The sequence below is a fragment of the Paenibacillus sp. J22P90 genome (assembly GCF_059692195.1).
This window is the reverse complement of record NZ_JCAUAY010000002.1, coordinates 833,938-845,119: the sequence shown is the minus strand read 5'-3', so window position 1 is coordinate 845,119 and position 11,182 is coordinate 833,938. Positions and strand designations below refer to the sequence as shown.

At 48.0% G+C, this 11,182-nt stretch carries 13 protein-coding genes; 10 read left to right on the top strand and 3 right to left on the bottom strand.

From position 1 onward, the window contains the following. Positions 1-35: 35 nt before the first annotated feature. The 6 genes from yfkAB (at position 36) to AC58UX_RS08490 (ending at position 4,896) form a co-directional block, all read left to right on the top strand. Positions 36-1,163, top strand: coding sequence for a radical SAM/CxCxxxxC motif protein YfkAB (gene yfkAB, locus AC58UX_RS08515; protein ID WP_497251414.1), 1,128 nt, complete (start codon positions 36-38; stop codon positions 1,161-1,163). 26 nt (positions 1,164-1,189) lie between these two features. After that, positions 1,190-2,527, top strand: coding sequence for a hemolysin family protein (locus AC58UX_RS08510; protein WP_497251412.1), 1,338 nt, complete (start codon positions 1,190-1,192; stop codon positions 2,525-2,527). A gap of 14 nt (positions 2,528-2,541) precedes the next feature. Next, complete coding sequence (ytvI, locus tag AC58UX_RS08505) at positions 2,542-3,588, top strand: sporulation integral membrane protein YtvI (protein ID WP_497251410.1); 1,047 nt, start codon at positions 2,542-2,544, stop codon at positions 3,586-3,588. Between the two features lie 180 nt (positions 3,589-3,768). Further along, on the top strand, positions 3,769-4,011 hold the full coding sequence (locus tag AC58UX_RS08500; RefSeq protein WP_497251408.1) for a spore coat associated protein CotJA: 243 nt from the start codon (positions 3,769-3,771) through the stop codon (positions 4,009-4,011). Continuing rightward, on the top strand, positions 4,008-4,274 hold the full coding sequence (locus AC58UX_RS08495) for a spore coat protein CotJB (RefSeq protein ID WP_497251406.1): 267 nt from the start codon (positions 4,008-4,010) through the stop codon (positions 4,272-4,274). Before AC58UX_RS08500 ends, AC58UX_RS08495 begins: the two co-directional genes overlap by 4 nt. A gap of 52 nt (positions 4,275-4,326) precedes the next feature. Continuing rightward, positions 4,327-4,896 carry a manganese catalase family protein gene (locus tag AC58UX_RS08490; protein ID WP_497251404.1) on the top strand — a complete coding sequence of 190 codons (570 nt, stop codon included), beginning with the start codon at positions 4,327-4,329 and terminating at the stop codon, positions 4,894-4,896. 317 nt (positions 4,897-5,213) lie between these two features. Here AC58UX_RS08490 and nagA read toward each other — a convergent pair whose 3' ends face one another. Next, positions 5,214-6,386 carry an N-acetylglucosamine-6-phosphate deacetylase gene (gene nagA, locus AC58UX_RS08485; RefSeq protein ID WP_497251402.1) on the bottom strand — a complete coding sequence of 391 codons (1,173 nt, stop codon included), beginning with the start codon at positions 6,384-6,386 and terminating at the stop codon, positions 5,214-5,216. Further along, positions 6,383-7,111, bottom strand: coding sequence for a glucosamine-6-phosphate deaminase (gene nagB, locus AC58UX_RS08480; RefSeq protein ID WP_497251400.1), 729 nt, complete (start codon positions 7,109-7,111; stop codon positions 6,383-6,385). Before nagB ends, nagA begins: the two co-directional genes overlap by 4 nt. Before the next feature lie 259 nt (positions 7,112-7,370). On the opposite strand from nagB, the gene AC58UX_RS08475 reads away from it, so the two are divergent. The 4 genes from AC58UX_RS08475 to AC58UX_RS08460 all read left to right on the top strand — a co-directional run bounded on the left by AC58UX_RS08475 (position 7,371) and on the right by AC58UX_RS08460 (position 9,992). Beyond that, the gene (locus tag AC58UX_RS08475) at positions 7,371-8,042 is read left to right on the top strand and encodes an HAD family hydrolase (protein WP_497251398.1); all 672 of its coding nucleotides are present in this window, start codon (positions 7,371-7,373) and stop codon (positions 8,040-8,042) included. Positions 8,043-8,105: 63 nt separating this feature from the next. After that, a complete protein-coding gene (locus AC58UX_RS08470; protein WP_497251396.1) occupies positions 8,106-8,342 on the top strand; it encodes a spore germination protein in 237 nt (78 codons plus the stop codon). 199 nt (positions 8,343-8,541) lie between these two features. Beyond that, a complete protein-coding gene (locus AC58UX_RS08465; protein WP_497251394.1) occupies positions 8,542-9,585 on the top strand; it encodes a cation diffusion facilitator family transporter in 1,044 nt (347 codons plus the stop codon). A gap of 29 nt (positions 9,586-9,614) precedes the next feature. Continuing rightward, positions 9,615-9,992, top strand: a complete 378-nt coding sequence (locus AC58UX_RS08460; protein WP_497251392.1) for an ArsR/SmtB family transcription factor — start codon at positions 9,615-9,617, stop codon at positions 9,990-9,992. Positions 9,993-10,078: 86 nt separating this feature from the next. Here the strand turns inward: AC58UX_RS08460 and AC58UX_RS08455 are convergent, their stop codons facing one another. Continuing rightward, positions 10,079-11,176, bottom strand: a complete 1,098-nt coding sequence (locus tag AC58UX_RS08455) for a YheC/YheD family endospore coat-associated protein (RefSeq protein ID WP_497251390.1) — start codon at positions 11,174-11,176, stop codon at positions 10,079-10,081. Positions 11,177-11,182: the final 6 nt, after the last annotated feature.

The following is an 11,182-nucleotide window of genomic DNA, read 5'->3' as shown; positions in this document are numbered from 1 at the left end:
CTTGAATAGGAAATGATAGGTCAGGTGTAAACAGCATGAATAGTAACGCAACACACTCCATATTACCGGAGCTAACTCCCCATTATGATCCATGGGACCCCATTCGGTCGTATCGTAAATACGGGAAACATGTTTTAACGAGTATAGAGCTTACCATCACCAATCTGTGCAATATGCGCTGTGAGCATTGTGCCGTTGGGGATTCACTTACGATGACAGAAGGGCCGCGTATTCCGCTGCCTGTCATTTTACAAAAGCTGGATGAGATTGAACATTTGGAAACGATCAGTCTAACCGGCGGCGAACCTTCCTACCACATCAAAATCGTGAAGGACTACATGCTTCCGATTCTGAAGTATGCGCGGGAGCGAGGGATTCGCACACAAATTAATTCCAATTTAACCTTGGATTTAGAGCGCTATGAGCTTCTTGCCCCTTATCTCGATGTGATGCATATCTCTTTCAATTATTTGAATGCCGATGATTTCCATCAAGTCGGGTTTGTGAATTCGCAGCGTCCTGTGAGTTACGGGGTGGCTGCAGGCATGTATGAGCGAATGGTTAATAATACGATCGCACTCAGCAAAGGCGGCTTGTACGTCTCTGCGGAATCGATGATTAACACGCGGACCCATTTGAAATTGCCTGAGATTCATCAGCTGATCAATGAAATGGGCTGCAAACGTCACGAGGTGCATCCGATGTATGCGAGTTCGTTTGCTTCACATCTTCCGATGGTTTCGCTGGATGAGCTGCGCACGAGTATCCATCGCTTGCTAGATGTACGAAACCAAGATATGTGGATGCTGTTCGGAACGCTGCCATTCTTTGCATGTAATGAACCCGAGGAGGATCGCAGGCTCGTTAAGCGTCTCCGCGAGGAACCGAATGTAACGGTTCGTAACGACCCCGATGGGCGAAACCGACTGAACGTCAGTACGTTTACTGGCGAGGTTTTCGTCACTGATTTTGCGAATGAGCCTCCGCTTGGAAATATCCATGATGATGGCCTAGACGCCATCTTTGCACGTTGGGAGAACAATCCGCTGAACCAGCGCGTGAACTGCTTCTGTAGTGCCGCATCCTGCTGCGGTCCCAACCTGCTTGTTGCTGACTCGTACTATCGCAATGTGGATTTCAAAAGCCGTAAAGCTATTATCTAATCCTCTTTCTGAAGGAGAAATACATTTTGCTACATACGTCGTTTGATTTCGGTTCAATCGCGTTCAATCTGATCCTAGTTATCGCACTCGTCTTGCTGAATGGGTTTTTTGTTGCAGCCGAGTTCGCGCTTGTTAAAGTTCGAACCTCTCGCATTCAACAGCTCGTGAATGAAGGCAGTGGCAAAGCCAAGTACGCAAGCAAGGTGACGTCTCAGCTTGATCGGTATTTATCTGCCACACAGCTGGGGATCACACTGGCCTCCTTGGGACTAGGTTGGGTTGGAGAACCCGCGATACATGATCTGATTATGGAACCTCTCTTTCATGCACTTGGTTTAGGGGAATCTGCCTTTACAACGACTTTGTCTTTTATTGTTGCTTTCGGATTTATTACGTTTTTGCACATTGTGCTTGGTGAGCTGGCACCGAAATCTTTCGCTATTCAAAAGCCAGAATTGACATCCTTGTGGCTGTCAGCGCCCTTGTTGTTCTTCTATAAAATCTTTAGTCCGATTATTTGGGTGCTCAATGGGGCCGCGAATAAATTCCTAGCGATGATTGGTGTAGAGCCTGCGAGCGAGCATGAAGCCGCACATACGGAAGAAGAAATTCGAATCCTCATGGATGAGAGTGTCAAAAGCGGCCATATCAACGAAGATGAGATGACGCTTTTCGATAACATTTTTGAATTCTCCGATCTCATTGCTCGGGAAGTGATGCTGCCGCGGACGGATATGGATTGTCTGTTCTTGGAAGTCAGCTTTATCGATAATTTACGATTCGTTCACGAAACCAAACATACACGTTATCCCGTTGCTGATCAGCACAAAGATAACATTGTCGGGTTTGTCCATATTGCTGATCTTCTGACAGCTGACCCTGATGTCGAGCAGGAGCTTAAGACGTTCATTCGTCCCATTTTAAATGTGCCTGAGTCCATGGAAGTTAGCCGTGTACTCAAGCTCATGCAAAAGAAACATTCCCAACTCGCGATCGTTGTGGATGAGTATGGGGGGACTGCCGGCCTCTTGGCCTTAGAGGACATCATCGAGGAAATCGTCGGTGAATTGCATGATGAATTCGATGTGAATGAGCGACCTGGTGTGGAAGTTAAGGACAAATACACCTCTGTCGATGGTCGTGTACTGCTGGAAGATCTGAATGATATGCTCGACCTCCAAATTGAAGATGATGATGTGGATTCAATTGGGGGATGGCTGTTCAAGAAAGTGGAGGGCGCGCCTGTCAAAGGTAAAAAAGTACCTTACGCCAACCATGTGTTTGAAGTGACAGAGGTAGATCGGTTGCGTATTGTTCGTATACATATCACGAATATCGACACTGTCAAACCGGGAAATGAATAATCGGAGGAGTCCCTATGTCACCTAAAACAGCCATACTCATGGTGTTAGGATTAGTGCTGTTGTACGTGTCGTTCACTATAGGACTGCCATTTCTCCTAGCATTGGTGACAGCTATTTTCTTAGACCCATTAACGTCTCTCTTGATGCGTGCCGCGAAAATGAGACATTTTATCGCCGCTACCATTGTCAGCACCGCCTTTACTCTTCTGATGGGCGCCGTCATCTATTTCATTGGGATGAATGTCGTAACGGAGCTGATCGATCTCGGGCGTAAAGCGCCTGATTATATGGAGGATGTCAATAAATACGTAGATCAAGCCGTGGTGCGAACCCAAGTATTCTATGAGTCTTTATCGCCAGAAATGGCAGCCCAAGTGCAGTCCTGGCTAGAACGCAGTACAGAAACGTTAACAGGCGCTTTAACAAGTATCCTGAGCGGAGTTTCCGGGTTTTTCCTCAATATGGCAGGTAAAATCCCGAATTTATTCATTTTGTTGATCGTATACGTGATCGCCCTGTATTTGTGCTTGTACAACTTGGCCAGTATGAAGGCTGCGTTTCTGTCGATATTTGAAGCGAAAACGAGAGAAAAAATGGAGCATATGCTCATTTATTTGCGTGAGGCTATTTTTGGCTTCATTCGCGCTCAGCTAATTATGGCGATATTTACGTATTTATTCACCTTCATTGGACTGATCTTACTTCGAGCAGAGTATCCGCTCGCGGTTTCCCTGCTGGTGATGGTGATGGAATTCCTGCCTGTGATTGGAACTGGTATTGTTTTCATTCCATGGATTATTTATCAGCTGCTGCTGGGAAATACGGGCATGGGTATCGGTTTATTTGTCCTCTTCCTGGTATTAATCATTCTCCGTCGGATTATAGAGCCCAAAGTGCTTAGCGATGCCGTCGGTATCAATTCACTGGCCGCGCTCATTTCGTTGTACATCGGTTTTGAGTGGCTAGGCTTTGCCGGCCTATTCCTCGGTCCTTTGGTCGTCATAATTTATCAAGCGCTTCGCAAAGCAGGCGTGTTGAATTATAATATTAAATTAGATTGAGAGACCCTCTTCGAACTGCGCTGGCGCAGATCGGAGGGGGATTTTTTTGTTTGAGCAGTCATCCACAACCCTGCTACACGTCGAAACAAGAACATCTCCTCGAAAAAGATGGGAAATCGGTGATTTTGGTCAAGTTATGCTGCATATAACGTGTCATAAGGTATGAAAAGGAGGAGACGTATGCAGCATTCACAATTCAAAAAGTGGTACCCGTACATCGGTCCATGCGACCCTTGCCCGCCGATCCGAGTGAAATGGTATAATACGCCGCCGCAGTTATATATGCATTTTCAACCGCCAGGATTGCCGCAGTTTAGTCCATATGATGCATTGAAAGTAGGGACGCTCTGGCCAGCGCTATATGGGCCTTATCCCAATCCGTTACAGGAGCCAAGAGTCGAAGAAGGGGGCCAATCGACATGAGCGAGCGTGTGCTGCCAGAAGCCTATTACAAGCAGCTTCGTGATCTGCAAGCCGTGGATTTTGTATTGGTGGAGTTGACGCTCTATTTGGATACGCACCCTGATGATCTCAGCGTAATCCAGCAATATAATCAATTTGCCCACAAGCGTATGCATATGGTACAGCAGTTTGAATTGGAATTCGGCCCTTTAATGTCCTATGGTCATAGCTTCACGAAAGCTCCATGGCAGTGGGTGGAAACACCTTGGCCGTGGCAAGTTTAAGCTAGTGCTTACGAAGCCAGTTTTCTTGCGAAAACTTTAAGGAGGACAGCCCATGTGGATTTATGAGAAAAAGCTGCAATATCCAGTCAAAGTCAGCAAATGTGATCCTCGCATGGCCAAACTGCTTCTTGAGCAGTATGGGGGAGCAGATGGGGAGCTTGCAGCAGCGCTTCGGTATTTGAACCAACGATACTCAATTCCGGATAAGGTCGTGGGTTTGCTGACTGATATCGGGACAGAGGAATTTGCTCACCTTGAGATGATTGCGACCATGGTTTATAAACTGACGAAGGATGCGACGATTGAGCAATTGAAGGTAGCAGGCTTGGATGATCACTATGTTGCCCATGATCGTGGGCTGTTTTATCAGAGCGCCGGAGGGGTGCCCTGGACGGCTGCTTACATACAAGCGAAAGGAGACCCAATTGCAGACCTCTACGAGGATATCGCAGCAGAGGAGAAGGCGAGAGCGACCTATCAATGGTTAATTGACTTAACTGATGACGTGGATTTGCAGGATAGCTTGAAATTTCTGAGGGAGAGGGAGATTGTGCATTCGCTGCGTTTTAGGGAGGCTGTTGAAATTTTGAAGGCGGATCGGGAGGAGAAGAAGATTTTTTAGTTGAGGTCAGTGTGGTGAGCAGCAGGTTCGTGCTTGTGTGCGTAGTTTGCTGTGAGTTCAGTTGAAAGGGAACGACGATCCTCTATTTAGCTAATTATGGTCAAATAGTAAATCTAACGGAACTACAGTCCTCTATTTGTCGCGAATAGGCTTCCAAACTTCAAAAATGGACGAATAGCGTATCTGAGTTCCGTTTCAAGGGGGAAACCGCTGAAATTGAGCAAATAGCGGCTTCTAGTTCCGCTTGAGGATCCAAGCAGTGGGAAGAAAGCCAAAAACAATAAAAGCCAGCTCATCAGAGCTGGCTTTCTGTTCGATTATGCTTGCATTGCCGCGCCGCGCACCCAAACCTGCTCCAGCTCAAGCTCTGAGCTGATCAACAGCAGGTCGGCCTGCTTGCCCGCGGCAAGCGAGCCGTGCGTCGCGTCGAGGCCGAGCAGCCGCGCCGGATTGCCGCTCGCGTAGCGGCTCGCGTCTGCGACGCTGACACCGACCTCGCGCACCATAAACCGGAGCGCCTCGATCATCGTCAGCGTGCTGCCGGCGAGCGCACCGCCCTCCGTCAGCCGGGCCACGCCCGACTGCACGGTGACGGCCTGGCCGCCAAGGTCGTACTGCCCGTCGCCGAGCCCGGCGGCAGACATGGCGTCCGTGATCAGCAGCAAGCCATGCGTCTGCTTCACCATCGTCAGCAGCTTGATCGCTGCTGGATGCACGTGAATCCCATCGGCGATCACCTCGCCGCTGATGCGCGTGTCGGTGAGTACCGCACCGACGGTTCCAGGCTCGCGATGATGCAGCGGCTTCATCGCGTTGAAGGTGTGAACCGCATGCGAGAGCCCCACACTTACTGCCGACTGAATGTCGGCGTAAGAGGCGTCCGTGTGGCCGCATGCGGCAACGATGCCATGATCGCGCAGCCACGCGATCATCTCATGGCCCCCCTCGCGCTCGGGGGCCAACGTCAACTGCTTCATGAGCTGCGGGAAGCGCTCATGCCAATCTTTCAACCAATCAAGCTGCGGCGTGACCATGAGCTTCGGATCCTGAGCGCCCGCCCATTTGGGCGAGATGAAAGGACCTTCCAAGTGCACGCCAAGCAGCTGAGCGTAAGGCATCGCCCGTTCCATGTAGCTTTGCACTTCAACAAGCACGCGATCAATCGCTTCATGTGTAGCGGTCATCGTCGTGGCCAACATGCCCGTTGTGCCATGCGAAGCATGGAATCGAGTGATCGTATCCAGCGTTTCTGGATTTGAATCCATAAAATCGGCCCCGTAACCGCCATGCACATGGACGTCGATGAAGCCTGGGAGCAGCCATTTGCCGGCAGCGTCAATCCGAACGGCATTTGGACTAGCTGTGTCCTCCTGCCAGCCAGACGGTTCACCTACGTAGATCAATTTGCCATCTACCGCGTGAACGACCCCATTTTCAATGACGCCATGTTCGGTAACGACCTTGGCACCTGAGATGAGAAGCTCGCTCATTCGAACAGCCTCCCAGCCTCAGCGTCCAGAAGAACAACAAGGTGTGGATGCGTTTGAAGCAATGTAGCAGGAACTTCAGTCGTAATAGGTCCTGTTAGGGCACGGTGTACGATTTCGGCTTTATCTGCGCCGCGAACGATCAAAAGGATCGTTTTGGCTTTCAGTATCGTTCCAACGCCCATGGTAAGAGCGTGTGTAGGTACGTCATCGATCGAGTCGAAATAGCGGGCATTTGCTTCGCGCGTCTCTTCTTTCAATTCAACACGGTGTGTGCCGCTGACCAAGGAATCGTCAGGCTCATTAAAGCCGATATGACCGTTGTGGCCAAGGCCTAGAATTTGTAGATCAATTTGTTTAACATCATCCAAAAGTTGATTGAATCGCTCACATTCCGCCTCTAAATCGGAAGCATTCCCATCAGGGATATGTGCGGATTCGGCAGGAAGGTCGATGTGTTTAAATAAATGATGCTGCATATAAGCATGATAGCTTTCAGAGTGGTCGACAGGTAGGCCGACGTACTCGTCTAAATTAAAGGTCGTAACCTGTTTGAAGCTCACACGGCCTTTCTCGTAAGCTTTCACAAGCTCTTCGTAAATCCCGACAGGCGTGCCGCCAGTGGCTAGGCCAAGAATGGCTTTCGGCTGCATTTGCACGAGGGAGGTAATGATTCCTGCACCTGCTTCGTTAAGTTCTTGTTGGTTTTGGAAAATATGAAGGTTCATAATTCGTTATTCCTCACTTTCATGATGTAAGTTGTATGGTGAGAAGAAGTTTTCATATGACTATTTAGATGTCGTTAGTTAGGATTATTTTGCATGAATAGTTCATTTTTCGATGAAATTATTCTCATTTCAATCATAACTGAATTTTTTAAGATCGGCAATAAGCATTTTCCATGATCAGCATTGACTTACATGGGTATGTTTGCCATTCTTAACTAAGATCATTACAACTATTTTATACATATAAAGGAGTAAGAAGATGACGACTCGGGGACAACTGCCGGAAGCGATGCTTTTTGACTTGGATGGGACATTATTTCAAACGGAAACCTTGCTATTACCAGCCTACCATGCGACGTTTGATGAGCTTCGTGCGAGGGGTTTATATGAGGGGGAAACTCCGCCAGAGGAGCGAATTCTAGGAGCTTTAGGTATGCTTCTTGAACATATATGGATGCGTGTTATGCCGGAAGCACCTATTGCAACACATCAGGAAGCGGACAAGCTATTGATCAAGTACCAGGTGCAAGGGTTGTTGGAAGGGCGCGGGGAGTTATATGAAGGCGTGGCTGAAACGTTGCAAACCTTGCACGACAAGGGTGTGCGATTATTTGTTGCGAGCAATGGGTTAGAGCAATATGTAAAAGAAGTGATGGCAGCGATGGGGCTTGCGCACCTATTCGAGGGCTTGTACAGCGCGGGCGAGTACCAAACGAGATCTAAAGTAGATTTAGTCAAAATTTTGCTTGAAACCCATGGCGTTGGGTCAGCTTGGATGGTCGGAGATCGATCTTCCGATGTTGAAGCGGGTTTGAAAAATAACCTCACAGTGGCCGCTTGCGATTACGCAGGCTTTCGAGAAGCTGGTGAGCTTGATGGCGCACATATGCGTCTTCGTCGATTTGCCGAGCTGCTCGATTATATTTCCTAATCCGCGCGATTAGTCGCAAAGCGGCAGTGGTGGGCATACACTATAGCACATTGAGAGATAAAGGTGCTGATCAGAATGCCTTCTTTTGTAGGGATATTTAACATCATAAGGAATGAAGGAAACCTGATTAACGGTGATACGGCTGTCATTGCCCCGACAAGTGCTTCCAAAACGTATACAGGAGCTGGCGGGGGAATAACGGGAGATTTTTCAATATCCACGACCGTTTTCAGTGCGACCATTACGTTAGACCCCGACGTGATTGAAGCAGGCGCGAATAAGGCAGGAACGGGGACGTAAATAAGCAAGATTTTGACCGATTCAAGCTCACATGATGTGAGATGATGAATCGGTCTTTTTATTTTGGTGAAGCCTATTGACACTGGCAAGCAGGCTTCTTTATTATTAACATATGAACAATCATTCATATATATAATGCATTTTACAATAAGCCATCGTGTGTATGGCTCAAGCAGTGAGCAGCTAGGGAGGGATTGCCATGCATCATCACGAATCAGGGAAGCAGCACGCATGTGGACATGACCATGGAGAAGAGAAGAACGGTCATGCGCACCATGACCATGATCATCACCACGACCATAGTCACAACCATCATCATCATGGGCACGGTCACCATCATCACGGGCATGGCCACCATGGTCACCACCATGGGCACGCGGGGAATAAACAAGGCTTGCTGATTGCGCTCAGTATTACGGCAGGCATCATGCTGCTTGAATTTGTAGGCGGTCTATGGACGAATAGCTTAGCGCTGCTCTCGGATTCAGGTCATATGCTCAGTGACGCTGGTGCGCTGGCGTTGAGCCTACTTGCGCTATGGTTTGCAGCGAAGCCTACCTCCGCCAGCTTATCTTTCGGCTTTCACCGCTTTGAAATATTAGCAGCACTCTTTAATGCGGTGACGTTATTCGTTATCGCCGGCCTTATTATATGGGAAGCGATTGAACGTTTCCTTCATCCTACTGTTGTTGCAAGTGGATCCATGATGTTAATCGCGTGTGTAGGTCTATTAGCGAATTTGTTAAGTGCTTGGTCGTTAATGCGAAAAGGCGATGTGCATGGCAATTTAAATTTGCGCAGCGCGTATCTGCATATTTTAGGCGATGCTTTAGGCTCTGTTGGTGCAATAGTAGCAGGCGCACTTATGCTGCTCTTCGGGTGGTATGTGGCAGATCCCATCATTAGCATCATCGTATCTCTCCTTATTTTAAAAGGTGCCTGGAGCGTGCTGAAATCAACGCTGCACATCTTGATGGAGGGAACGCCTAGCGCTATTTCCATCCCTAACATCAAACAAGTATTAGAAGAAATTGATGGTGTCATCGACGTGCACGACTTGCATGTTTGGACAATTACATCGGGAATCGAGGCGTTGAGCTGTCATTTGCTAATCATGGATGATCGCGACAGTCAGGAAATTCTCCAACAAGGGATTACGCTAATTGAGAAGCAATTTGGCATCACGCATACGACGATTCAGATCGAGAAGTCAATGAACAATCACGGTGTTCTTCCTGTCTAACATAGACGACGAAGCTAGGGGGATTACGTATGGATAAAGGATTGCTGGAGGCTAGAACGGTACCTGACGAGGATTGTGGATGTGAGCATACGGAGCAGTCGCAAGGGAAACGTGAGAGTGAACTTACGGATGGTCAGGCGGCCGGTATCGCCGAGATCTTCAAAGCGCTCGGAGATTCAACGCGCGTAAAGATCATCTACTTTTTACTGAGTCAAGAGCTCTGTGTTCACGAACTTGGGGAGCGGATTGGGATGGAGCAATCTGCCGTTTCCCATCAACTCAGATATTTGAGAGACCTGCATATTGTCAAAAGACGCAAAGTAGGCAAGACGGTATACTACTCCCTGGATGATGAGCATATTGAACAGATTTTTGTGCAAACGATGGGACATATCACACATATGTAAGCTAAATAACAAAACCTATGGCCGCGAGAAACGATTCTCTCGTTGTCATAGGTTTTTAATTTGGAATCTTTTAGATACGGGATTAATTAATCTGAACTCTGATTTTTTTGTTTCAGCATCCAAAGGGCATATTCCAACGGTCTTGTTACAGCCTTCTGATAGGTCGCGTGCTGTCCGATTCTATGAAAAACCTCGCGTGAAGGCTTCGGATTCACTTCGAGCAGCCATACATTGCCTTTGGGATCGACGGCGATGTCCATACCGAGCTCACATAGCTTTCCGAATTTGACCTCCAGATAGTCCGCAAGCTTATAAGCAAAATCGTTCATCTCGTCCTTAATAGACTGTATTTTCTCCGGGGAAGAGAAACGATAGCCTAATAATCGATCTTGCGTGACCGCCGTACCCCCTCCGTGCAAATTCGAAGTAATGCTGCGATGAGGACCAATTCTTCCGGCACAACCCGTGACTTCCCAGGCGCCTTGCCCGTTTTTCTGAATTAGCAAACGATAGTCATGCACGCGTCCATCATTCAATGTCAGATGGATCCCTTGCTGCACGACATAATTGGGGCTCAGATTCAATGTATGCAGCTTAATCGCCAGCTGTCTTTCATTGGCTCTGAAGGGCGCGATGATCGATCGATGTTGATTTCTTCCTTGTAATAAATATAGATCGGAGGAAAGTTGTTCGATTCTCATGATTCCTCTTCCTCCGGTGCCATTCTTCGGTTTGACATAGATAAGCTTATACTTCTTTAGAAATCTCATTAGTTCGTGGATGGTGCTGTACCTTACTGTCGCTGGTAAATAAGGACGAATTGAGCTGTTTTGAGAAAGCGTTTGATGCATCGCCCATTTATTGGCTAGCGGTTTACTTAAATAGATGAGCTTTGCGTGACGGTTGCGGAAGGCTTGGAGCATATGATAATTCGCCGCGGCTTTATAGCGGCAGCGATCATAGATAATGGGAGGTAATGTCGTGTGCCTTCGAAGCCATCTGCCACGACTGGAATCAAATGTGAGTGTTCGCACTGCGTTTCCCTGTACATCCGCCGGAGTAAACACTTCGACTTGAACGCCGAGCTTCTGGCCTTCCTTGCTCAGCCGCTTAAAATAGGCAAGCTCTTCAAGTCGCGAGTTGTTTAAATAAATAGCGAGTACGCCTAGTCGTTCGTGAGCCAAGCATAA

Excerpts from the sequence above, each read along its gene's own strand:
- yfkAB (WP_497251414.1), top strand. The coding sequence starts at position 36 with ATGAATAGTAACGCAACACACTCCATATTACCGGAGCTAACTCCCCAT.
- ytvI (WP_497251410.1), top strand. The coding sequence starts at position 2,542 with ATGTCACCTAAAACAGCCATACTCATGGTGTTAGGATTAGTGCTGTTG.
- AC58UX_RS08500 (WP_497251408.1), top strand. The coding sequence starts at position 3,769 with ATGCAGCATTCACAATTCAAAAAGTGGTACCCGTACATCGGTCCATGC.
- AC58UX_RS08495 (WP_497251406.1), top strand. The coding sequence starts at position 4,008 with ATGAGCGAGCGTGTGCTGCCAGAAGCCTATTACAAGCAGCTTCGTGAT.
- AC58UX_RS08490 (WP_497251404.1), top strand. The coding sequence starts at position 4,327 with ATGTGGATTTATGAGAAAAAGCTGCAATATCCAGTCAAAGTCAGCAAA.
- nagA (WP_497251402.1), bottom strand. The coding sequence starts at position 6,386 with ATGAGCGAGCTTCTCATCTCAGGTGCCAAGGTCGTTACCGAACATGGC.
- nagB (WP_497251400.1), bottom strand. The coding sequence starts at position 7,111 with ATGAACCTTCATATTTTCCAAAACCAACAAGAACTTAACGAAGCAGGT.
- AC58UX_RS08475 (WP_497251398.1), top strand. The coding sequence starts at position 7,371 with ATGACGACTCGGGGACAACTGCCGGAAGCGATGCTTTTTGACTTGGAT.
- AC58UX_RS08465 (WP_497251394.1), top strand. The coding sequence starts at position 8,542 with ATGCATCATCACGAATCAGGGAAGCAGCACGCATGTGGACATGACCAT.
- AC58UX_RS08460 (WP_497251392.1), top strand. The coding sequence starts at position 9,615 with ATGGATAAAGGATTGCTGGAGGCTAGAACGGTACCTGACGAGGATTGT.